This is a genomic window from Actinophytocola xinjiangensis (genome assembly GCF_001921215.1).
Taxonomy (GTDB): domain Bacteria; phylum Actinomycetota; class Actinomycetes; order Mycobacteriales; family Pseudonocardiaceae; genus Actinophytocola; species Actinophytocola xinjiangensis.
In genome coordinates this window covers 68,319-89,854 of the sequence record NZ_MSIF01000031.1, presented here as the reverse complement: position 1 = coordinate 89,854, position 21,536 = coordinate 68,319, and the positions used below count along the sequence as shown (strand labels likewise).

Below are 21,536 nucleotides of genomic sequence, written 5' to 3'. Positions count from 1 at the left end.
CCGCCGCTCGCCGCTGGCCCGCGCCCGCCGGCGCAGACCCCGGGCGGCGAGCACCGCCAGCCGGACGGTGAACGCGGCCAGCGCCGCCAGGCCGAGCAGCCCGGCGACCTCCTCGACGCCGGGCGGGGAGCCGTGCCGCAGCGCCGACCAGCAGCGGTGCAGGGCGGTCAGCAGGCTCGCGCCCGGCTCGTGACCGGGGTTGAGCAGCAGCGCGACGCTGGTCGCCGCCGCCAGCAGGACCCCGACCGAGGACATCAGCCAGGTGGCGATCACCGGCAGCGGGTCGCGCCGGCGCAGGTCAAGGCGCTCCATGCGGCGGGGGACCAGCCAGCTCGCGGCGGCCGCGCCGAGCAGCAGCGCGACGGCGAAGGTCATCGGCGCCGGATCCGCTTGCGGCGCAGCGCCGCGCGCATCAGGTCGGTCTCCTCGTCGGAGACGTTCTCGACGAAGTGCAGCAGCACGGCCCGCGGGTCGCCGGAGGCGTCCAGCACCTCGCGCAGTGCCCGCGCCGCCGCCTCCTCGCGGCGCAGCGCCGGCCGGTACACGTAGGCCTTGCCCTGGAGCTCGCGGTCGACCCAGCGCTTGCGGTGCAGGTTGTCGAGCACGGTCATCACGGTGGTGTAGGCCAGTTTCCGGCCGGTGTCCAGCCGGTCGAGAACCTCCCGGACGCGCACCGGCTCCTCGGCGCGCCACAGGACGTCCATCACCGCGGCTTCGAGGTCTCCCAGACCGTGCACGGACCACACCTCCCGAACTCCCAGGGCGGATCGTAGGTGATGGGACCGGCGGTTACGCTGGCGCCGTGTCCGGCCGGGGAAGCACACGCACCGGGCGAGCGCGCCTCGTCGGGTTCCTGGCGCTGCTCGTCGGCATCCTCCTGCTGCAGACCACGCTGTGCGACGGTCCGGTCGCCGACGCGGCGCCGTGTGTCGAGTCCTGCGAGCGGGTCCTGGCCGCCGCGCCGCACACCGACGCCCCCGCACCGGTTCCGGCTGATCACCAGGGCCTCATCGAGCTGTGCCTGACCGTGCTGATCGCGGTCCTCGTGGGTGTGGTCGTGGCGCGCCGGCCGGGGGGTTCGGTCGGCGCGGCGCCGGTCGCCGTGCCCTGGTCGCCGTCCGTCGCGCCCAGGCGTGCCGGCCGCCCCCGCGTGCTCAGACTGTGACAGTTCAGGGTTCCCTCAACTGATCTTCCCTCCACAGCACACGCGCGGGTGTCGCGCGGGCCCATGTCGTGTCCACTGTGGACTGGGTGACCCCACCGCGCGTTTCTTCACGAGGTGAAATCGTTGTCTTCCAACACGAAGGTGTCGTTGGTGATCGTCGGCGTGGTGCTCGCCGTGGTCGGGGCGATCGTCCTGTTCAACCAGATCGGCCAGCCGGACGCCCCGGCCGAGGTCGCTGACGGCGCACCGGTCGCCGCTCCCGCCGAGATCCTGGTCCGCCCCGACAGCCACCTGCTGTCCCCGGCGGGGGGAAAGGTGACCGTCGTGGAGTTCCTCGACCTGGAATGCGAGGCCTGCGGCGCCGCCCACCCCGACGTCGAGCGACTGCGAGCCGAGTACGGCGACCGGGTGACGTTCGTCCTGCGCTACTTCCCGGTGCCCAGCCACCAGAACGCCGAACTCGCCGCCCGCGCCGTCGAGGCCGCCGGCCAGCAGGGACAACTGGAGGCCATGTACCGCACGATGTTCGACACCCAACCCCGGTGGGGCGACCAACAGGTGTCCCACCGTGAGACCTTCGTCGGCTTCGCCCGCGACCTCGGCCTCGACCTCCCGGCGTTCGAGGCCGCGCTCGACGACCCGGCCACCGCCGAACGGGTACTACGGGACCGTCAGGACGGCCTCGACCTCGGTGTCCTCGGCACACCGACCTTCTTCGTCAACGGCATCAAGTTCAACCAACCGGCCACCTATGACGGCCTGCGCTCGGCCATCGACAAGGAGCTGGCACAGTGAGGCCCCCGACCTCCGCACCACCCGAACGTACCGGTGGTGGTGTGGTGGGCCCCGCGCCCTTCTCGTCCGCGAAGTTCTCGGTCGTGGTGTCTCGGGATCTGTGGGCGGTGGGGGTTAGGCCCTTGGTCTTCGTGCCTCGGGAACCGTCGGCGGCGGAGGTGAGGCCCGCGCCCTTCGCGTCCTTGGAGCCCCCGATCTCCACGCGCCCGGAACTGTCGGTGGCGATCGGTAACCTGAAAAGAGGGGTCCCCCAGGGCCGGCGCGATGCGGGTCGGCGGTGGGATTCGCGTTCGCGAATCTCGGGGGGTTGGTGATGCGGGCCACCGCCTGGGTGTTGGCGGCCGGTGGGGTTGTCGGGCTGCTGGCCGCGTTCGTTCTGACGGTCGAGAAGATCGCTCTGCTGCGGGACACCGACTACGTTCCGACGTGCAGCCTCAATCCGGTACTGAGCTGCGGCTCGATCATGCGCACCCCGCAGGCCGAGGTGTTCGGCTTCCCCAACCCGCTGCTGGGCATCGCCGGGTTCGCCGTGGTCACCACGGTCGGCGTGGTGTTGCTGGCGGGCGTGTCGCTGCCGGGCTGGTTCTGGCTCGGCCTGCAGGCGGGGACGACGCTCGGGGTGCTGTTCACCCACTGGCTCATGGTGCAGAGCCTCTACGAGATCGGCGCGCTCTGCCCGTACTGCATGGTCGTGTGGGCGGTGATGATCCCCGTCTTCTGGTACACGACCCTGCACAACCTCCAGCAGCGCCGGCTGCCGCTGCCGGCCGGCGCGGTCGCGCTGCTCTCCCGCTACCACGGGGTGGTCGTGACGGTCTGGTATCTGGTGGTCGCGTTGCTGGTGCTGGAGGCGTTCTGGACCTACTGGATGACTCTGCTCTAGCCAGCGATCCGTCGGGCGCCCATCAGGTGGCCGTCGCCCTCGATGTCTCTGACGTCGACGACCTGGCCCTCGGTCGGCGCGTCGACCATGCGGCCGTCGCCGACGTACAGGGCGACGTGGTGGATGGTGGCCGGGTCGCCGGTGCCGTCGTCGTAGAACAGCAGGTCGCCGGGTTGGAGGGCGTCGAGGGAGACGGCGCGGACGGCGGTGAACTGCTGGCGGCTGGTGCGCGGGATGGTGATGCCGGCGCGGGCGTAGGCCCACGACGTCAGGCCGGAGCAGTCGAACTCGTCCGGGCCGGTGGCGCCCCACTGGTAGGGCGTGCCGCGTTTGGCCAGCGCCGCCTGCATGGCGTCGTTGGCCGCGCCGGGCGGGCCGAGATAGACCCCGTCGTCCCGCACGGTGCCCAGCGCGGTGCGGTCGTCGTCGCTGAGCGCGCCCAACGCGGCGCGGACCTCGGCGATCTGGTCGTCGAGGTCCGCGCGGCGCTCGCGCAGGGTGGCGACCGCGCGTTCGGCGGCGGTGGTGGCCCGGTGGGCGTCGCGGCGGGCGGTGCTGGCGGCGGCGAGTGCCCGGTCGGCGTCGGTGGTGACGGTGCTCAGCCGGTCGAGGGTGTCGGCCTGGCCGGCGGCGACCAGGTCGAGCGCGGACATCCGGTCGAGGAAGTCGCTGGCCGAGCCGCTGGTGAACACCGCCGACCACCTGACCACGCGGCCGTTGCGCAGCGACGCCGAGGCGAACTCGTCGATCTCGCCCTGGAAACGCCGCTGGGCCTGCTGGGCGCGGGAAAGCGCTTGCTGGGCGGTGAGGTGGGCGGCCGTCGCCCGTTCGCGCGCGGTGCGTCTGGCGGCGAGGTCGCGTTCGGCCTCGGAGAAGTCCTCCTCGGTCCGGGCGGCCCTGGCGCCGAGCCGCTCGTAGCGCTCCATCGGGTCGGTCGGGTCGTCGCCCGGCTGGGCGGACACCGTCGCCTGCGGCACGGCGACGAACAGGGTCACGGCGAGCAGCGCGCCGCTGGCGGTGGTTCGAGGACGGGACACGCCGGTCACCGTAGGGTAACGGCGACCGGCGTGTCTACTATTTGTCTTAGTAGGTCAGTTCCAGATCGACTTCGCCCACTCCGGGTGGTCGACGAAGGGGTTGCGGTTGTGCTGGATCTGGTCGTAGATAACCTGGTTGCGACGCTCCTCGAAGGCGTCCGGCGGGTCGGCGTCGTTCCACTGGAGCAGCACCGACATCCGGCCCATGTTCGGGGCGGAGCCGTTGTTGACCGAATCGTTGAGTTCCAGATCCGCGAAGCCGTCGCCGCCCTCGTAGCGGACGGCCATGTAGAAGATCATCCGGGCCACGTCGCCCTTGACCGCGTCGCGAGGCTCCCACGAGTCGCTGTCGGTGCGGCAGTCGGGAGCCTCGTCGACGGGCTCGCCGCCGTTGTCGAAGTCCTTGTTGCCCCGGGTGCTGTTGACCGTGGTGTCGGTCGGGCGCAGGTGGTGGACGTCGGTGCCCGGCCCGACCCGGGTGCCGAAGTCACCGTGGGACTTGGCCCAGACGTGCTCGCGGTTCCAGTCGTTGGCGTCCCCGCCGTGGGCGCTCTTGGCCTGTGACCGGCCGGAGTACAGCAGGATCACGTTGTTGGCGTTGGCCGGGTCCTCGTCGGTGAGCTGGAGGGCGTCCCAGACCTCGTCGTAGGACACCGTGTCGTTGGTGCTGATGATCTTGTGCAGCTCGTCCTTGAGCGCGGGACCGGTCAGGCCGATCGCGGTCTTGTAGTACGTGCTGTCGTAGTCGTCGTCCGGTTCGCCCGGCTCCTCCGGTTCTTCCGGTTCCTCCGGCGGGGTGCCGTCGGCCGGGGCGAACGCGGTCGGCGACTTGATCCCGGCGTGGCTGAAGTACGCCTGGAGCGAGCCGGTGACGTCGAGCCGGTCGCCCATCAGGCCCGGGTTCGACGCGAGACCGTAGTCCGCGCGGAACGCCGACGGCACCTGGACGTAGATCATGTCCGAGGTGCTGGTCGTGCTCGGCGAGTCCGCGAGGGCGATCGCGTAGTCGTTCGGAAACCCTGTTGTGACAACGGTGTTGGTGGCGACCGGCTGGCCGACGACGTAGCCCCGGACGGTCTGGGACGCGCCGCTCTGCTGGCTCACGGCCTGCGCGACGGTCAACGGCTCGGCCGCGGTCGCGGACGGTGACAACGCGCTGGCGACAACCAGTCCCACGCCCACCACGGACGCGAGCAACGGCCATCGCCTCATGCGGGATGTGCGCACGAGTGACTCCTTTTCCCCGAACTTTGAGGCTCAGAGTCGCATGAAATTTTCCACCAAGAAGCGCCCGAATGGAGCAGTCAACAACGCTTCGCAGACGGGAACCCGTTCGTCGTTTGACTACGTCAACGACCTGTCAACGACCTGGACACATGCCGTTCACCGGGCCGGACAGGCCGGTGTAGACGTAGGCGTCGCTGACCCAGGTGCCGTCGGCGAGCCGGTTCCACAGGCTCGTCGCGCCCCACCGGCCGGTGTGACTGGTGCCGCCGGCCGAACAGGCGACGTCGACGGTCCCGCCGTCACTCACCGTGCCGACCACCGGGTAGCCGGTCCCCGGACCGGACCGCCGGTTCACCGAGGCGTCGCCGAAGGCGTCCACGATGCCCTGGGTGCGGCCGAGCGCGCCGTAGTTGTACAGCTGGCCGCCGACCGGAACCGAACGGCTGCCGTGCAGCGCGGATCCGCCGTACTGCGCGGAACCGTTGCGGAACAGCCACTTGCCGATGATGTGGTGGGCGATGCCGACGAAGTTCCCGTCGTGCATCAGGGAGAAGTGCACGTGCCGGGCGCTGGCCGCGCCGCCGCAGCCGGTCTCGGTCCCGGTGTCGCCGAGGTGGGTGCCGGCCGACACCGGTTGCCCGTCGGCCCACAGGTGGTTCCACAGGTGGTAGTAGCGGCTGGCGTACCCGTCGGGGTGCAGCACGCGGACCATGCCGACGCACGGCGTGTAGGCCAGCCCGTCGCGCACGGCCAGCACCCGCTGGTCCCCACCGGCGAGGTCGACCGAACTCCACGGTCCGCTGCCGGCGTCGTAGGCGTGCGGCCCACCGAGCACCGACCACGACTGGCCGACCGCCCAGGGCAAGCGCATTCCCGTGCGGTAGTCACCGTCCACCGCCGCCCCAGCGCCGCCCCCGTGCGCCGCGAGGACCGTCCGCTCCGCCCCCGAGAGCACTCCCGACCGCCCCGCGGCCTCCGCGAAGCCCGGTTGCCCGTCGAGCCGCACCGACCAGCCCCCGCCCGGGGTGCGTTCGGCGACGAACAGCCAGTCCCGGGGCAGCGCGCCGGCCTCCCGGGGCGCGACCAGCACGACGGTCCCGTACGCCTGCCGGTCGGTCGAGTCCAGCACCCGCACCTCGGCGTCCGGCCAGCGGCTGGCGGGCTGTCCCGCCACCCGCTCCCGGGCGACCTGGGTCACCTGGTCGACCAGGGTCGTGGGTTCGGCGGTCGCCGCCGGTGTCGTCGAGCCGGCCACCACGATCGCGAACGCGGCCAGATATCGGGTCATCCTGCCCATGCCGTCACCTCCGTCCACCCGAAACTACGACGACTCCCGTCGACCGAAGCGAGTTGTTGCCCAAGAAATCCCGGCACGCAATTTCCCGAATTCGATTGACGCCGGCCACCCGCCTGGGTAATGATGAACGCACACACGCCAACCACGGAGGAAGTCATGACCACCAGGCGAGAGCGCGAAGGCCGGCGACTCCGGTCCTGCCTGGAAGAACTTCCCCGCTGGGCGCCCTGGTGACGTGAGCCGTCACCAGGAGCCGCCCGCCGAATTCGGTCCGGGCGGCTTTTTCTTGCGTCCAAAAACAATCGGGGCCGATGCGACTGCTGGCTAGGTCGTCGCCCTTTCAAGGCGAAGGACCGGGATCGATACCCGGATCGGCTGTTCCGCCCCCGTAGCTCATCAGGACAGAGCGCCGCGCTACGAACGCGGAGGTACCAGGTTCGATTCCTGGCGGGGGTGCGGAGGTCATTGTTTCAGCGCGTTGGTCCAGTGGAACGGATACCGGCCTCTCAAGTCGGTGACGCGGGTTCGATCCCCGTACGCGCTACGTGCACCACCGGTGATGGTGTGCGGGCCCTCGTAGCTCATCGGGACAGAGCGCCGCGCTTCGAACGCGGAGGTACCAGGTTCGAACCCTGGCGGGGGTGCGGTTCGGTCCTACGGCGTGCGCGGGTTCCACCCCCGCGCACGTCACGCGCGCCACCGCGGTGGCGCGCACGCCCTCGTAGCCCAACGGGAGAGGCAACGCGCTCAGAACGCGTTCAGTCCAGGTTCGAATCCTGGCGGGGGCACCACCTACACTCACCGTCCATGGCAGTCGATGTGGAACTGGTGGACGCCGCGATCTCCCTGGTGCGCAACAGGTTCGGCTCGGAGGACGGGGCGGGCGCGGCCGCGATGCGGTTGGCCGACGGGACGGTGCTGACCAGTGTCGGGCCCACCGCGCCGAACTCCGCTGTCGAGCTGTGCCACGAGGTCGGGGCGATCTGTGAGGCCTACAAGCTCGGTGTCCCCGTCGTGGCCTCGGTGTGTGTGATCAACGCCCCGGACGGGCACTGGGTCCTGGCCCCCTGCGGCGTGTGCCAGGAACGGCTGTTCGCCTACGGACCCGAGGTCGAGGTGGGTGTGCCGAACCTCGCCGATCCGCGCACCTGGCGGACCCTGCGCCTGCGTGACCTGCAACCGCACTGGTTCGGGCGGGTGTTCCCGGACGAGGACGCCTGGCCGGTCTGAGTCAGCTCGCCAGTCCGTGGCGGTAGGCGTGCACGACGGCCTGGACACGGTCGCGCAGACCCAGCTTGGTGAGGATGCGTGACACGTAGGTCTTCACCGTCTCGTGGCTCAGCACCAGGGTCTCGGCGATCTCGCTGTTGGACAGGCCGTCGGCGATCAGTCGCAGCACCTCCAGCTCGCGCGGCGCCAGGGGGATCTCGCCGGGCGGGCGGTCGCTGGGGCGGATGCGGGCGGCGTAGCGGCCGATGAGCTGACGGGTCACCTCCGGGGCCAGCAGCGCCGCCCCGGACGCCACGGTCCGGATGCCGGCCAGGAGTTGGGCCGGCGGGGTGTCCTTGAGCAGGAAACCGCTTGCCCCGGCACGGAGCGCCTCGTAGACGTACTCGTCCAGGTTGAACGTGGTCACCACCAGCACCCGTGTCGGGTGTTCGACGCCGGCACCGGCCAACCGCCGGGTCGCCTCGATGCCGTCGAGGACCGGCATGCGGACGTCCATCACCACCACGTCGGGCCGTAGCCGGGTGGCGTGGTCGACGCCCGCGCGCCCGTCGGCGCACTCGCCGACGACCGTCAGGTCCGGTTGGGCGTTGATGATCGTCACGAAGCCCGTGCGGATCAGCGCCTGGTCGTCGCAGACCAGCACCCGCAGCGGCGTGCTCACCGACGCCCTCCCGCCGGGATGCGGGCCCGGACGACGAAGCCGCCGCCGTCGCGGTGCTCGGAGCTGAACTCCCCACCCAGCACGTCGACCCGTTCGCGCAGGCCGGACAGGCCACGGCCGCTGCCGCCCGGCACCGAGGCGGCGGTCGGCGGGCCGTCGGTGCCGACCTCGACGGTGATGTCCCGCTCGCCGTGTCGCACGTGGACGGTGGTGCTGTTGCCGTGGGCGTACTTCAACGCGTTGGTCAGTGCCTCCTGCACGACCCGGTAGGCGGTGACCCCGGCCGCCTCGCCGGTGTCGGTCGGCGCGCCGACCTCGGTGAACCGCACCGGCTGCCCGGCGAGCCGGGTCCGGTCGACCAGGGTGGGCAGCGCGTCCAGCGCCGGCGCCGGCCCCGGGTCGAGCAGGTCCAGCAGCTGGCGCAGGTCGGTGATCGCCAGCCGGCCGGTCTCGGCGACCGAGGTCAGGGTCTGGTCCAGACGGTCGGCGTCCAGATAGCGCGCGGCCTCGGCCTGCAACACCATCGCCGTCACGTGGTGGGTCACCACGTCGTGCAGCTCGCGGGCGATGCGGGTGCGTTCGGCGGTCCTGGTCGTCTCGGCGAGCTGGCGGCGGCGGACCTGTTCGGCCGCCCGGGACAGCCGCAGCCACGACCCGATGCCCCACGCGAGGCACAGCCCGAGGTAGAAGGTGACGTATCCGGCGATGCCCTCGGTGCCGCCGCGCAGGTCAAGGCCGACCGCCAGCAGCAGGTAGCCGACGGTGCCCGCGACCAGGGTGGTGCGCCGCAGTCGTTCCAGGTGCGCGCCCGCGCTGAGCACCGCGATCGCCAGGGCGGTGCCGGCGAGCGTGTGGTACCCGCACAGCTGGTCGACGGCGAAACCGGCCGCCACCAGCGGCAGGCCCGCGGCAGGCCAGCGTCGTCGCACGGCCAGCGGCAGGCACTGGAGCAGGATCGCGACGACCGCGACGGCGTCCATCGGCCGGTGCGGCAGCCCGCCGACCTGGGTTCCGTAGGTGTCGAGGTCCGCCCCCAGCGACACGGCGGCGAACACCAGAGCGAACGGGGTGTCCCGGGCCGTGACGTCCAACCGCCGCCACACGTTCGTGACCCGTCGGAGATCGAACACGGACAGAGCGTAGCGGCGACTGGTGTCGTCGACGGAGTGTCCCCCGAGCGAGCTACACGAAGCTGTCCACTGAATGGTGACGACGTGGCCCCGATCGGGTCCCTAGCGTTCCCGGCGCCTGTTCGTTCGATGTTGGGGGAGAACCTCGTGCCGTACCGCACCACCGTCGTGAGCTGCGTCATCGCCGGCTTCCTGCTGACCGCCTGTGACGAGGCGCCGGAGGCCGCCGCACCGCCCGGCTCCACCGCCGCCCCGTCGAGTTCGGCCGCCGCCGCGTCGAGTTCGGCCGCCGCCGCGGCCCCGTCGACGGTCGAGGTGGACGGGCAGTCGGTGGCCGTGTCGTGTTCCGGTGAGCCGGTCGACGGGCGGCCGGTCGTGCTGCTGCTGTCCGGGCTCGGCGACGACCTGACGATGCTGGCCGACCTCCAGGGCACGCTCGGCGAGTCCGGGCGGGCGTGCTCCTACGACCGTCTCGGGCAGGGGGCGAGCGACCAGCCGTCGGACAAGCAGACCATGGAGGACGCCGGCACCGTGCTGACCTCGGTGATCGACGAGGTCGCCGGCGACGGTCCGGTGGTGCTGGCCGGTCACTCGCTCGGCGGGCTGATCGCCGCCCGGTACGCGCCCGACCACCAGGACCGGGTGGCCGGTCTGGTGCTGTTGGACGCCACCACACCCACGACCGTCGCGGACGCGACGAGCACCATCCCCGAGTCGGCGACCGGGGTCGGGGCGCAGATCCGCGCGGAGACGATCGGCGTGTACGGCGGTGAGAACCCCGAGCGGCTGGTGATCGCCGACGGCCCGGTGCGGCCGGCGGGGGACATTCCGGTGGAGGTCATCCAGCACGGGCAGCAGTACCTGGCGGAGGTTCCCGAGTACGGGCCGGAACTGGAGCGGGCGTGGGCGGCGGGGCAGCGGGCGTGGGTGGCGGTGTCGACGCGCGGGAACCTGAGTATCGCTACGGACAGTGCTCACCACATCTACAAGGACCAGCCCGAGCTGGTGGTGCGGGCGGTGCAGCGGGTGGTGACGGAGGCCGTTGACTAGGCCTTACTCCCACTTGTTATAGTTGTTCCATAACAAGTGGGGAGGTTGCGATGCGTAGAGCTTTGCTGGTCGGTGGTGCGCAGGTGCTGGCGGTGGTGCCGGCCTCGGTGTTGATGGTGGCGGCGTGGGACCGGCTGCCCGAGGAACTGGCGACCCGGTTCGCGTTCGACGGGTCGGTCAGCGACCGGATGAGCCGCCCGGTGATGCTGGTCGCCATGCTCGGACTGGGGCTCGTGCTCGCCCTCGCCCTGGGGATACTCAACAGCCCACTGTGGGGAGTTCGAGTGTCCACATGGGACATGCCACGTGTTCATGTGGCGTTCTCCCTCGCCCTGGCGGGTTTCCTGGGAGTCATCCTGTTCGGAGTGGTCGCCAGCAACCTCGACGGGCAGGCGACGTCGATCTCCCTGACCTACCTGCTGTCCGCCGTGGGGGCCGCCGTCGTGCTCGGCGGCCTGGCGGCACTGCTTGTCCGCGCGAGCGCGACGGCGCCACCGGCCGAACAGGGACCGGTGATGCCGATCGCGGCCGGCGAGCAGGTGAGCTGGTCACGGCCGGTCAGTGCGCCGTGGATGACCGGGCTGGGGCTGGTGTTGCTGGTCGCCGGGCCGCTGGTCGGCTGGGGGTTCGGCTGGGTCGCCGGTGGGTCGGTGATCCTCGCCGGGGTCGCGGTGGCGTTGCTGTCCAGGGCGTCGGTGATCGTCGACCGGCGAGGCGTGACGGTGACGTTCACCGCGTTGCGGTGGCCCCGGAAGGTCATCGGACTCGCGGAGATCGAGACGGCCTCGGCCGAAACGGTGGCGCCGAGCGAGTTCGGCGGCTGGGGCTACCGGATCGTTCCCGGAGCCAGCGGACTCGTGCTGCGACGCGGGGCGGCGCTGGTACTGACCCGGCCATCAGGGCGACGGTTCGTGGTGACCGTGGACGACGCCCAGACCGCCGCTTCGGTGGTCAACGGACTTCGAGCGCGGTGAACCGTGCTGTTCCGGGTGGATCCGTCGAAGGACGTTCCGTTGAGTGGGCAGATCGCGGCGTGCGTGCGGCGCGCCGTGGCGGAGTCGGAGGTCGGGGCGGGTGATCGGTTGCCGCCGGCGCGGGAGCTGGCGGGGTCGTTGGGGGTGAGTATCCATACGGTGTTGGCCGGGTACCAGCAGTTGCGGGACGAGGGGTTGATCGATCTGCGGCGGAGTCGGGGGGCGGTGGTGCGGGGGGACGTGTCGGCCGATCGGGCGGGGTTGGCGGTGTTGATCCGGGAGCTGGTGGAGCGTGCTGACCGGATGTCGGTGAGCGACGAGGAGCTCGTGGGGATGATTCGGGCCGCTCGGGTTCGTTGAGGTTGTCGCGTCAGAGGGTGGGAGCTGCCTCGATCAGGGACGAGCGTGGGCCGGGGGTGATGTGGGTGAGGGTGAAGCCCGACGTCGTCAGCAGGGACGTCCAGTCTGATGTGGAGCGTTCGCGGCCGCCCAGCAGAATCAGCATGTTCAGGTCCAGGAGTCTGCCCGGGTGGGGCTGGGTGGTGGTGTCGGGCAGTACCTGGTCGAGGATCAGGAGGCGGGCGTTGGGGCGCATGGCTTCTCGGATGTTGGACAGGATTCGCCCCGCGGCCTCGTCCGGCCAGTCGTGGAGGATCTGGGAGATCAGGTAGCGGTCCTGGGCCGGGGGGAGGGGCGAGGTGAAGAAGTCGCCGGGTACCGCTGTGCAGCGGGGGGCCGTGTCGGGAGGGAACGCGGCTTGCGCCACTACCTGGGGTTGGTCGAACAGGGTGCCCTGGAGGTGGGGGTTGGCCCTGAGCAGGGCGGTGATCAGGGTGCCGTTGCCACCGCCGATGTCCACCACCGTGTTGACGTCGGACCAGTCGCGGGACAGCAGAGCGTGGGCGCGTTGCGTGACCAGGGCGGCCTGGGTGGTGTTGAACGCTTCGGACTCGGCCGGGCGGTTGGCCAGCCAGCCGAACCACGAGTCGCCGAAGACCTCGTCGAAGGCGGGTTTTCCTGTTCTCAGGGAGTGGCTGGCGGCCGACCAGGCCCGGTAGACCTCGTCCGAGAGGTTGGTCGCCAGGTGGTGCAGGGAGCCGTCGGAGGCCAGGAGGGTGCCCAGGTCGGTCAGGGCGAACACTCCGTCCCGGTCCTCGGTGAGCAGCCCTTCGGTGGCCAGTAGGCGCAGGAAGCGGGCCAGGGCGTCGGCGTCGGTGCCGGTGCGGGCGGCCAGGGAATGGGCGGTGGCCGGGGCGGCGCGCAGCGCTTCCACCACACCCAGTTTCGTGACGGCGAAGATGGCCTGGGAGACGATGAAGCCCATGATCTTGGGGCGGAGCACGGCGTCCAGCTCGGGCGGGGAACACAGGGCGGGGTGATGGGTTCGTAGCGCCGAGGTCACGGCTGTGCCCGCGCCGTGGGACCTGAGGCGGACGGGGGCCCAGCCGCGTTCCCGGATCAGGAGCGCCAGGTCGTGCGCCACCGTGTCCGCGGGCAGCGGCGGGATGGCGAACGACAGGGTGCGGCCCTGGGGGAGTTCCAGGACCAACGGGCCGTCGGAGGTCTCGTCGTAGGTGTAGACGGTGCCGTTGAGGCGGATGCGGGACACCGACAGGTCCGCCTCGAAGGCCAGGGCCAGCGCCAGGGAGTCCTCGTAGATCTGGTAGCGGTGGATCAGTCCGTTGTGGACTGTGAAGCGCATGGTGAAGTCGCTTTCCACCTGGCGACCGGTCGTCAGGATCGTGTAGGCGAACCAGCCGTGGATCAGTGCCTCGGGGCCGTGCTCCACGGGAGGCTCCGAGCGGAAGCCCTGGGAGCGGAAAGCGGAGGGGAAACAGTTGATCCACTCCCGGATCCGGTCGGGACCGCACAGCAGACCGGTGCTCGGCACCGCCGCCGCGCCGTCCACCTGCCACACCGCGTCCTCGGCCACCAGCGCCACGGCGCCGTCCACGTCCCGCCTCGCGAAGGCGGCCAGGAACGCGGTCGCCACCGCCGCCGGTGAGCTCGCCATCTCAGATCCTGTCCGGGGCGAAGGACAGGCCGGCCAGACGGTGGCCGGCCACCTGCGCGGCCAGGCCGTCGAGGGCGGTCTGTTCGGGCGCGGTGAGGGTGAGCGACGCCGCCGCCACGTTCTCGGCCAGGCGGGACCGGCGGCGGGTACCGGGGATCGGGACCACCGGTAGGCCGTGCGCGGCCGCGCGGCCGTGAACCCAGGCCAGGGCCACCTGACCTGGCGTGATCCCGCGCGTGGCGGCGATCTGGTGCAGTGGTTGGAGCAGGTGCGCGTTGTGCGTGGCGTTGCTCCCCGTGAAGCGGGGCATGTGGCGACGGAAGTCATCGGCCGACAGCTCGTCGGCGGTGGTGAACGCGCCGGTCAGGAAACCGCGCCCCAGCGGGCAGAACGGCATCAGCGCCACCCCCAGCTCGGCGGCGACCCCCACCACGTCGGCCTCCACCTCGCGGGAGAACAGGGACCACTCCGACTGCACGGCCGCGATCGGGTGCACCGCGTGTGCCGCCCGCAGCTGCTCACCGGACACCTCGCACAGTCCCAGGTGGCGGACCTTCCCCTCGGTCACCAGCCCGGCCATCGCGCCGACGGTGTCCTCGATGGGCACCCCGGGGTCGATCCGGTGCGCGAAGTGGACGTCGACCGCCTCGGTTCCCAGGCGGCGCAGGCTGCCCTCGACCGACGCGCGCAGGTGCGCCACCGAGTTGTCGATCCCCCGGTAGTGCGGGTCGTCCTCCCGTCGCACCAGGCCGAACTTCGTGGACACCAGCACCCGGTCCCGGTTGGCCCGCGCGAACGGGCCCAGCAGCCGCTCGTTGTGGCCGTGGCCGTAGTTGTCCGCCGTGTCGAACAGGGTCACCCCCAGCTCCGCCGCCCGGTCCAGGGTGGCCCGGCAGTCGGCCTCGTCGCTCGGGCCGTAGAACTCGCTCATCCCCATGCAGCCCAGGCCCTGCGTGCCGACCAGCGGGCCGGTCGCGCCGAGTGTGGTCACCGGTAATGCCGTCTCGGTGTTCGTCACGTCGCAGTCCAATCCTTTTACCGAGGGTCATTTCGCCTGCTGAGACCCTGCTGCAGGAATTCGGTCCGTTCAATAAGGAATGCGGGAGACCGCACGCAGAAAGAACCGTCCAGGGTGGAGCCCCGACCTGGGGAGGCAGCACGTTGAGAGAACGGTCCCTCCGACACTGCGTGCCAGACTGTCCCGAACCAACGCAGCCGCAGGAGATTCCGGGGGCTCAGCAATGCCGAACACCGACTCCGACCCGCTCTTAACCGACGGTTGGTCAATTGCCGACCCGTCGGTTTCTGGTCACAAGTTCGCGCGCCAGGCGGCGCTCGCCTCAGCCGGTTTTCCGATTCCCCGGCTGGTCTGCGTCCCGGTGTCACTGTTCGACCAGGTAGTGGCCCCGCTGGTATCCGATGACACCACCGAGAACGGCCCGGCGCCGCAGCGCGCGCAGCTGCTGCGGGACCGGATCCGCGAAGCCGGCGTGCCCGACTCGCTGCGCCGAACCCTCGCCGAACGGTTCGACGAGATCGCCGGCCCGTCGGGGCTGGTCGCCGTCCGCGCCTGTGTGGTGCCCAACGGTTCCGGCGAGTCCGGAGAGGACTCCGCGCAGGACCCGTTCGCCGGCCTGAGCGACAGTTTCCTCTACGTCCGCCGCGAGGAGGTCGCCGACCGGGTCGCCGACTGCTGGGCGTCGGGCTTCAACGCCGAGGCCGTGCTCTACCGCGAACACCGGGGCCTGGACCCGTTCGCCGCGCGGGTGGCCGTCGGCGTGCAGCGGATGGTGCCCGCCACCAGGTCCTTCGTGGCGTTCACCCGGGACCCGCGCGACGGGTCGGACCGCTGCGTGATCGCCGCCGCCTACGGCATCGGCGAGGGCATCGTGGCCGAGAAGGCCGACATCGACCACTTCTTCGTCGACCACGCCACCGGCGCGATCGAGGCCCGCGTCGAGGTCAAGACCCGTGCGCTGGGTCGTGATCCGGACCGCCCGGCGGCCGGACCGGTCCGTGTCCCGGTCGACCCGGCGCTCGCCGACCGGCCGGCGCTGTCCGACCGGGAGGTCCGCGAGATCGCCGCGCTCACCGCCCGCGTCGAGGACCACTTCGGCGGCCCGCAGGACATCGAGGGCGCCATCGACCCCGACGGCACCGTCCACCTGGTACAGGCGCGGCCGATCGTCGCCGCCCCGCCCGAGGCGCCGGTTCACCTGTGGGACAACAACAACATCACCGAGAGCTTCCCCGGGGTGAGCTGTGCGCTGACCTACTCGCTCGGTCGGGAGCTGTTCGAGGTCGGCTTCACCGACCTCTACCGCCGGATGGGTGTACCGGCCAGCCAGATCCGGCGCAACCGCGAACGTTTGCGCCGCATGGTCGGCTACCTCGACGGCCACATCTACTACGCCATCGACAACTGGTACCACCTGCACGGCCTGATGCGCTGCTTCCGTCCACTGTGGTCGACGTGGGAGGAGGCGCTGGGCGTCGCCGGCCGTGAACGCAAGCCCGTCGGCCGGCTCGCCCGGGTCGTGCACCTCACCGAGATCGCCGGCCGGGCGCTGGCCCACCCCCGCCGCGTGCGTGACTTCCTGCGCTGGTGGGACGAGTTCCACGCCACCACCGACGTCAGCGCCGCCGGCCCGGCCGAGGTGGTCGCCACCTACCGTGCACTGTGGACTGAAGTCGGCCGCCGCTGGGGGCTCACCCTCGCCAACGGCGTGTTCCTGTTCACCGCGACCTGGGCGGTCGGCGCGCTGCTGCGCCGCTGGGCGCCCGGCGCCGACCGCAGCGTGCTCAACGGGATGCTCAGCGGCGGACGCCCCAACCGTTCGGCGCTGGCCCTGCACTCGGCGGTCGACCTCGCCACGCTCGCCGGCCGGTCCCCGGCGCTGCGCGCGGCCATCCTGTCCGACACCGACCCGCGTCTGCTGTGGGCCGAGCTGACCGCCGGCCGGCACGGCACCGCGTTCGCCGACGCGCTGCGCGAACACCTGCGCCGCTACGGCGACCGGGGCCTGGCCGACCTCAAGCTGGAGGCGCTCACCCCGCGCGAGGAACCGTGGACGGTCCTGCACGCCGTGCGCGCCTACCTGCGCCAGGGCCAGACCGTCGCCGACATCACCGCCACCGGCGACCGGGTCAACCGCGACGCCCGGCGCGAACTGCGCCGCCACGTGCGCCAGCCGCCGCGCCGCGCGGTGCTGCGGGTGCTGTTCACCGCGATGCGCACCCTGCTGCGGGTGCGGGAGGACACCCGCTTCTGCCGCAGCCAGCTGTTCGGCGACCTGCGGGCCATGCTGCTGCGCCTGGGCGAGCACCTGGTCGCCGCCGGGCGGCTGGACCACCCGAGGGACGTGCTCGACCTGACCGTCGAGGAGGTCCTCGGCGCGTTCGACGGCACCGTCGCCGGCGCGGACCTGCGGTCGCTGGCGGCCGTGCGGGGCGCGGAGCGGGCCGGCTGGATCGAGGCCGACCGCACGTTCCCGCCGCGCATCGCCACCGGCGGCGACCAGCCGCTGACCGTGGCACTGGAGACCGCGGTCCCCGAGCCGGCCACGGCCGGCGGCGGGCAGGGGCCGGCCGAACTGGTCGGGTTGGCCTCGTGCGCGGGGACCGTGCGCGGGCGGGCGATGGTCGTGCTCGAACCGACGGTCACCGCCGACGAGACCAGGGACAGGATCCTGGTCGCCCGCGCCACCGACCCGGGCTGGCTGTTCCTGATGATGTCGGCCAAGGCGCTCGTGGTCGAGCGGGGAACGTTGCTCTCCCACACCGCGATCACCGGCCGGCTGCTCGGCATCCCGACGGTCGTCGCGCTGCCGGAGGCGACCACCCGCATCCCCGACGGGGCCGTGGTCGAGGTCGACGGTGCCGCCGGCACCGTCCGCATCCTGGATGGTGACTCATGATCCGCAGATGGGCCGGCTACGTGCGCCTCGCCTACCGGCCGGCGATCCAGCTGCCGTACACGATCTCCTGGGCGTTGGGCCTGACCGCGCTGTTCGCCAGCGTCACCGGCACGGTGACCGCGTGGCGCCCGGACACCGAACTGGTGATCACGGTCGTCACCGTGGTGCTGGCGATGCTGCTGATGCGCGGCCTCGACGACATCCGCGACCTGGACTACGACCGCGAGCACAACCCGGGCCGCCCGCTGCCGGCCGGCCTGGTCAGCGAACGTGACCTGCTGACCATGGTCGTCCTGGGCAGCGTGGCGCTGCTGGCGCTCAACTCCTGGCGCGGGACCGCGCTGGTGATGCTGGCCGTGCAGATGGCCTACACCGGCGCGGTGATCGCCATCGACCGGTTCGCCGGCTGGCCGCACCCCGACCGCCTCGGACTTCAGGTGGCGGTGAACCTGCCGATCCAGACCCTGCTGAGCCTCTACGTGTATTCGGGTTTCCTGCGCGCGGAGGGCCTCGGGCCCAGCGCCCCCGGCATCGTCGCGGTGCTGGCGGTGACCGTCGGCGCGATGTGCCTGGAGTTCGGCCGCAAGGCGACCCGCCGCCCGAAGCCGGGGGAGCGGACCTACGTCACCGTGCTCGGACCGTCCGGCACGTCGCTGGCCGCGCTGGCCGCCGCGGTCGCCGCCACGACCGTCGTGCTGGTGGTGATCGAGCCGTGGCGGCCGGGCCTGGGCTGGGGCTGGCTGGTGCTGGTGCCGCTGGTGCTGCCGGCGGTGTCGGTCGCCCGGTTCGCCCGGGGCGCGATCCGCTGGCCGCTGATGCCGACGCTGGCCTACATCCCCGCCATGTACACGAGTTTCCTCGCCGTCGGCCTGCTCACGAAGGGAGCGTTCGGATGACCCCGTTCTGGACGTTGCTCGGGCCGGACTTCGCCGGCAAGTCCTCGGCGCTGGCCGGGTTGCGCGCCGCCGGGGTGACGGTGGTGTCCCACGACGACGAGTTCCTCGGCGAACGCGCGCTGGTGTCGAAGGTGCGCGGCCTGTGGATTCCCGACGCGCTGCCCTTCGCCGGCACCCGCTACACCCACGAGCTGGTGCTCTCGGTGATGCACCCGGTGATCCTGCACCAGCGTGACGCGCTGGCCAGGCAGGCCGGCCCAGGGCCGGTCGTCATCGACTCCTACTACTACAAGCCGATGGCCGCGTGTGCGCTGCGGGGCGTGACCCACGAGCCGACCTTCGACCACTGGCGCTCGTTCCCCCGCCCGGAGGGCGTGGTGTACCTGGACGTGCCGCCGGCGGTGACCTGGGCGCGGGCCGGCGACGGCGCGCTGGCCAGCGTGTTCGAGCACTACGGCGCCGAGGCCACCGAGGAGTCGTTCACCCGCTTCCAGCACGATCTCCGGGAACGGATGTTCGCCGAGATCGGTGACCTCCCGGTGACCGTCGTGGACGGCACCGAGCCGCCGGAGGCGGTGCTGGCGAAGGTCGTCGCCGCGGTGGGAGCGGTGTCGTGACCAGGGCGCTGCTGACCGGGCTGCTGGCCGAGCGCGCCGAGTGGGTGACCGGCCGCCCGGACGCCGAACCCGACCGTGACGCGGTGGAGAGCACGGTGCTGGTGCTGCTGCGCTCGCCCGACGTCGCCGGGCTGGTGCGCGGGGCGTGCGCGTTCGCCGCCTCCCTGGACGAGCAGGAGGCCGGGGCCTGGCGGCGGTCGTGGACCAGGACCCGGTTCCTGTTCGGCGATCCGGCCAACCTGCCGGAACGCAACCGGCCCCGGTTCGTCGCGCCAGGGGGGAGCACCGCGTGGCTGGGGCCCTATCCGTCCGGGCGGCTGCCGGGGTTGAGCCGGCTGCTCAAGCCGGTCACCGGCGACCTGCCGGCCGAGCGGGACGTGCCGGGCACCGGCGCCCCGTACCTGCTGCGGGTCGCGGTCGCGGGGCTGACGCTGGCCGACTACCTGGTGCACGTGCACCACACGCTGGCCGAGGCCGTGCTGCTGGGCCGGCTGCCGCCCTACGCCAGGGTGCGGGTGCGCCACGAGCCGACCATCGCCTCGGTGCGCCAGCCCGTGCACGCCAGGGTCCTGCCCGGCCCCGGCCCCGGCGCCGATGCCGACCCCTACCCCTACACCTGGCTGACCGCCGCCTGATCGAGGAAGGACCAGCACGTGGACCCGACGAGCTTCTCCGGCGCCGACCTGGCCCGACTGTCCATGTCGGAGCGTCTGCGCGACCTGTCCGAGGCGTTGCGGGTGGCGGTCGCCGCCGAGGACGAGGGGTTGGCGCGGCGCCTGTGGGCGCTGCTGAACACCGAGATCCCGGCGGTGCGGGAGTCGATCGTCGCGCACGTGCGGGAACGCGGCGGTTCGTGGGACGAGGTCGGCGCGGTCACCGGTCTGGGAGCCGACGACGCCCGCGAGCGGTTCGGCGCGGTGGAGCCGGCGCGCACGCCCGACCCGGTGGCCTCGGCCGCCGCGCTCGACGAGTGGTACACCCGCCACGCCGGCCTGGAGCCGCTGACCGCGTTCCGGGACCCGTTCAGCCGCCTGCTGGAGGCGTTCACGCCCAGCGAGCCGCACTGCCACATCTGCGTCAAGTACGAGGGCACGACGCTGCCCGCACACGCCGGCTACCCCACCCCGCCCGGCGGGCACCTGCTCGACGACGGCGTGTGGCGGGTGGGCCACGGGCCGACGCCGTTCTGGCCGGCGGGGACGCTGCTCATCGAGTCGCACCGGCACTTCCTGGACTGGTCCGACCTCGACGACGAGGAGTCGCGCTCGATCGGCCGGCTGATCCGCCGGTTCGTCGGGCCGGTGCGCGAGGCGACCGGCGCGCCGAGGGTGCACGTGTTCTCCTGCATGGAGGGCGCGCCGCACTTCCACGTCTGGCTGGTGCCCAGGATCGGTGAGGTCCCGAGTGGACGGACGTTCATCGGGAATCCGGGCTATTGCAGTGTTTCCGAGGCGGAGTCGGTCGTCGCGAAGATCCGGGCGGCGCTGGAGCTGGCGGAGGAGGGGCGGTGAGCCGGCCGAGGGTGCTGCTGGCCCCGGTGACCGTCAGCCCGACCAAACCACTGACCCCCTCGCACCTGAAGGTGCTGCTGCCGATGGACATGCTGCACCGGGCGACCGCGACCTTCGCCGAGGTCACCCACGTGTACACGCCGCTGGCGCACGCCGGCAGCCGCCAGGTCGCCGGGTTCTGGGAGTACCTCGACCGGGTCCACCCCGGCCTGGACGCCCCGGCGTGCTCGGAGGAGCGGATCGGCGAGCTGTACACCGAGTTCCAGCGGGGCGAGCCGGTGTCCAACGCGGCGCTGGCCCCGGTGGTGGCGCGGGCGGCGGAGGGCTGGGCGCACCCGGTCAGCGTCCGGCTGCTGGACCTGTGGGCCCGCCACTACCGCACGCTGGGGATGCGTGACCCGTCCTTCGGTCGCACCGGTCCGGCGCCGATGGCGGTCGACGACCTGGTCGACGAGCTGGCGGTGCGGCACCTGGCGATCGACGGCCGGTCCTTCGGCGCGCCGGTGTACCTGGACGCCACCTCGGCCGGCCTGCCGCTGCGGATGGTCGTGGGCGCCGACGGGCACGCCAACTACCTGGTGACCACGCTGTGCGAGCTGGTGCCGCTGCTGGCCGGCCACGACCACGTGGTGCTGGCGCACGACCCGGAGCTGCGGGCCGACTACCGCACGGTGGCGCACGTGCTCGGCGCGTTCGGCGTGGGGGTGTCGCGGCTGGAGTTCGCGCGGGTGCCGCTCAATGGCAGCGTCCGCTCGGCGCGCCACGGCGACTGGCGCGGCTACACGGTCGGCGCGCTCGCGCACGGATTCGCCGACGAGTACGGCGAGGCGGCGTTCGCGCTGGGCTACCGGCTCTACCTGCTGGCCGGACTGGGGCGGACGGCCGGCGCGTCGTTCACCCATGACCGGTTCCGGCGGTGGGTGCGCCGCGCGGCCGGGCTCCTCGACCAGGCCCGTCCCGGCGAGCGGGTGTCGCTGGCCCCGCTGGCCGGCCGATCGTCCTATGTGGACCCGTTCCGGCTGGCGGCCACCGTGCTCGGCCGGGACACCGACCCCGACCTGCTGGCCACCCTGCTCGACGTGCTGGCCGGCCCGACCGGACGCGTGTCGCTCGACACCGCCGCGTGAGGTGA

The 21,536-nt window shown here is 72.0% G+C and carries 21 protein-coding genes, 4 tRNA genes and 1 pseudogene; 17 read left to right on the top strand and 9 right to left on the bottom strand.

The window, feature by feature from the left end; translation table 11 throughout:
- Positions 1–375 (bottom strand): annotated as a pseudogene (locus tag BLA60_RS37200) (M56 family metallopeptidase); the annotation flags it as partial.
- A complete protein-coding gene (locus tag BLA60_RS37195; protein ID WP_075137772.1) occupies positions 372–737 on the bottom strand; it encodes a BlaI/MecI/CopY family transcriptional regulator in 366 nt (121 codons plus the stop codon). The gene BLA60_RS37195 and the pseudogene BLA60_RS37200, both read right to left, overlap by 4 nt.
- A 65-nt stretch (positions 738–802) precedes the next feature.
- Between BLA60_RS37195 and BLA60_RS37190 the strand changes: the two genes are divergently transcribed.
- From BLA60_RS37190 to BLA60_RS37180, 3 genes are all read left to right on the top strand, one after another.
- On the top strand, positions 803–1,165 hold the full coding sequence (locus tag BLA60_RS37190) for a hypothetical protein (RefSeq protein ID WP_075137771.1): 363 nt from the start codon (positions 803–805) through the stop codon (positions 1,163–1,165).
- A 114-nt stretch (positions 1,166–1,279) separates the two neighbouring features.
- The gene (locus BLA60_RS37185; protein WP_342744815.1) at positions 1,280–1,960 is read left to right on the top strand and encodes a DsbA family protein; all 681 of its coding nucleotides are present in this window, start codon (positions 1,280–1,282) and stop codon (positions 1,958–1,960) included.
- A gap of 313 nt (positions 1,961–2,273) precedes the next feature.
- The gene (locus tag BLA60_RS37180) at positions 2,274–2,843 is read left to right on the top strand and encodes a vitamin K epoxide reductase family protein (protein WP_075137769.1); all 570 of its coding nucleotides are present in this window, start codon (positions 2,274–2,276) and stop codon (positions 2,841–2,843) included.
- Here BLA60_RS37180 and BLA60_RS37175 read toward each other — a convergent pair.
- The 3 genes from BLA60_RS37175 to BLA60_RS37165 form a co-directional block, all read right to left on the bottom strand.
- Positions 2,840–3,880: a C40 family peptidase gene (locus tag BLA60_RS37175; protein ID WP_245812427.1), complete on the bottom strand. Its 1,041-nt coding sequence runs from the start codon at positions 3,878–3,880 to the stop codon at positions 2,840–2,842. The genes BLA60_RS37180 and BLA60_RS37175 overlap by 4 nt on opposite strands.
- Positions 3,881–3,934: 54 nt before the next feature.
- Positions 3,935–5,092 carry an endonuclease gene (locus BLA60_RS37170; RefSeq protein WP_075137767.1) on the bottom strand — a complete coding sequence of 386 codons (1,158 nt, stop codon included), beginning with the start codon at positions 5,090–5,092 and terminating at the stop codon, positions 3,935–3,937.
- Positions 5,093–5,240: 148 nt separating this feature from the next.
- Complete coding sequence (locus tag BLA60_RS37165; protein WP_084735908.1) at positions 5,241–6,404, bottom strand: M23 family metallopeptidase; 1,164 nt, start codon at positions 6,402–6,404, stop codon at positions 5,241–5,243.
- Positions 6,405–6,786: 382 nt separating this feature from the next.
- Here BLA60_RS37165 and BLA60_RS37160 point away from each other — a divergent pair.
- From BLA60_RS37160 to BLA60_RS37140, 5 genes are all read left to right on the top strand, one after another.
- Positions 6,787–6,860: transfer RNA gene (locus tag BLA60_RS37160), tRNA-Arg, on the top strand.
- 16 nt (positions 6,861–6,876) lie between these two features.
- Positions 6,877–6,948 (top strand) — tRNA-Glu (locus BLA60_RS37155).
- Between the two features lie 26 nt (positions 6,949–6,974).
- Positions 6,975–7,048, top strand: a tRNA-Arg gene (locus BLA60_RS37150).
- 71 nt (positions 7,049–7,119) lie between these two features.
- Positions 7,120–7,195, top strand: a tRNA-Leu gene (locus tag BLA60_RS37145).
- Positions 7,196–7,211: 16 nt separating this feature from the next.
- A complete protein-coding gene (locus BLA60_RS37140) occupies positions 7,212–7,634 on the top strand; it encodes a cytidine deaminase (RefSeq protein WP_075137766.1) in 423 nt (140 codons plus the stop codon).
- 1 nt (position 7,635) lies between these two features.
- Here the strand turns inward: BLA60_RS37140 and BLA60_RS37135 are convergent, their stop codons facing one another.
- Together BLA60_RS37135 and BLA60_RS37130 are read right to left on the bottom strand one after the other, a co-directional pair.
- Entirely contained in the window at positions 7,636–8,295 is a 660-nt protein-coding gene (locus BLA60_RS37135) for a response regulator (protein WP_075137765.1), read from the bottom strand.
- The gene (locus BLA60_RS37130) at positions 8,292–9,425 is read right to left on the bottom strand and encodes a sensor histidine kinase (RefSeq protein ID WP_075137764.1); all 1,134 of its coding nucleotides are present in this window, start codon (positions 9,423–9,425) and stop codon (positions 8,292–8,294) included. The genes BLA60_RS37135 and BLA60_RS37130 overlap by 4 nt, the downstream gene beginning before the upstream one ends.
- Before the next feature lie 147 nt (positions 9,426–9,572).
- Here BLA60_RS37130 and BLA60_RS37125 point away from each other — a divergent pair, with 147 nt between their 5' ends.
- From BLA60_RS37125 to BLA60_RS37115, 3 genes are read left to right on the top strand one after another with little or no spacing between them, the layout of a single operon-like run.
- A complete protein-coding gene (locus tag BLA60_RS37125) occupies positions 9,573–10,475 on the top strand; it encodes an alpha/beta fold hydrolase (protein WP_245812425.1) in 903 nt (300 codons plus the stop codon).
- A gap of 50 nt (positions 10,476–10,525) precedes the next feature.
- Entirely contained in the window at positions 10,526–11,449 is a 924-nt protein-coding gene (locus BLA60_RS37120) for a hypothetical protein (protein WP_154814858.1), read from the top strand.
- Between the two features lie 39 nt (positions 11,450–11,488).
- Positions 11,489–11,809, top strand: a complete 321-nt coding sequence (locus tag BLA60_RS37115; protein ID WP_425427128.1) for a GntR family transcriptional regulator — start codon at positions 11,489–11,491, stop codon at positions 11,807–11,809.
- A gap of 10 nt (positions 11,810–11,819) precedes the next feature.
- Here BLA60_RS37115 and BLA60_RS42735 read toward each other — a convergent pair whose 3' ends face one another.
- Both BLA60_RS42735 and BLA60_RS37100 read right to left on the bottom strand, forming a co-directional pair.
- The gene (locus BLA60_RS42735; RefSeq protein WP_084735907.1) at positions 11,820–13,463 is read right to left on the bottom strand and encodes a methyltransferase; all 1,644 of its coding nucleotides are present in this window, start codon (positions 13,461–13,463) and stop codon (positions 11,820–11,822) included.
- 1 nt (position 13,464) lies between these two features.
- Positions 13,465–14,481 carry an aldo/keto reductase gene (locus tag BLA60_RS37100; protein WP_075137760.1) on the bottom strand — a complete coding sequence of 339 codons (1,017 nt, stop codon included), beginning with the start codon at positions 14,479–14,481 and terminating at the stop codon, positions 13,465–13,467.
- A gap of 382 nt (positions 14,482–14,863) precedes the next feature.
- Here BLA60_RS37100 and BLA60_RS37095 point away from each other — a divergent pair, with 382 nt between their 5' ends.
- Genes BLA60_RS37095 through BLA60_RS37070 form a run of 6 tightly spaced genes read left to right on the top strand, consistent with a single transcriptional unit; the run spans position 14,864 to position 21,531 of the window.
- Complete coding sequence (locus BLA60_RS37095; protein WP_342744814.1) at positions 14,864–17,380, top strand: PEP/pyruvate-binding domain-containing protein; 2,517 nt, start codon at positions 14,864–14,866, stop codon at positions 17,378–17,380.
- Positions 17,377–18,276, top strand: coding sequence for a UbiA prenyltransferase family protein (locus BLA60_RS37090; protein WP_075137759.1), 900 nt, complete (start codon positions 17,377–17,379; stop codon positions 18,274–18,276). Before BLA60_RS37095 ends, BLA60_RS37090 begins: the two co-directional genes overlap by 4 nt.
- Positions 18,273–18,893, top strand: coding sequence for a hypothetical protein (locus BLA60_RS37085; protein ID WP_075137758.1), 621 nt, complete (start codon positions 18,273–18,275; stop codon positions 18,891–18,893). Before BLA60_RS37090 ends, BLA60_RS37085 begins: the two co-directional genes overlap by 4 nt.
- The gene (locus BLA60_RS37080) at positions 18,890–19,528 is read left to right on the top strand and encodes a DUF6182 family protein (RefSeq protein ID WP_075137757.1); all 639 of its coding nucleotides are present in this window, start codon (positions 18,890–18,892) and stop codon (positions 19,526–19,528) included. The genes BLA60_RS37085 and BLA60_RS37080 overlap by 4 nt, the downstream gene beginning before the upstream one ends.
- A gap of 18 nt (positions 19,529–19,546) precedes the next feature.
- Positions 19,547–20,404, top strand: coding sequence for an HIT family protein (locus BLA60_RS37075; RefSeq protein WP_075137756.1), 858 nt, complete (start codon positions 19,547–19,549; stop codon positions 20,402–20,404).
- Positions 20,401–21,531, top strand: coding sequence for a hypothetical protein (locus BLA60_RS37070; protein ID WP_075137755.1), 1,131 nt, complete (start codon positions 20,401–20,403; stop codon positions 21,529–21,531). Before BLA60_RS37075 ends, BLA60_RS37070 begins: the two co-directional genes overlap by 4 nt.
- Positions 21,532–21,536 lie beyond the last annotated feature (5 nt).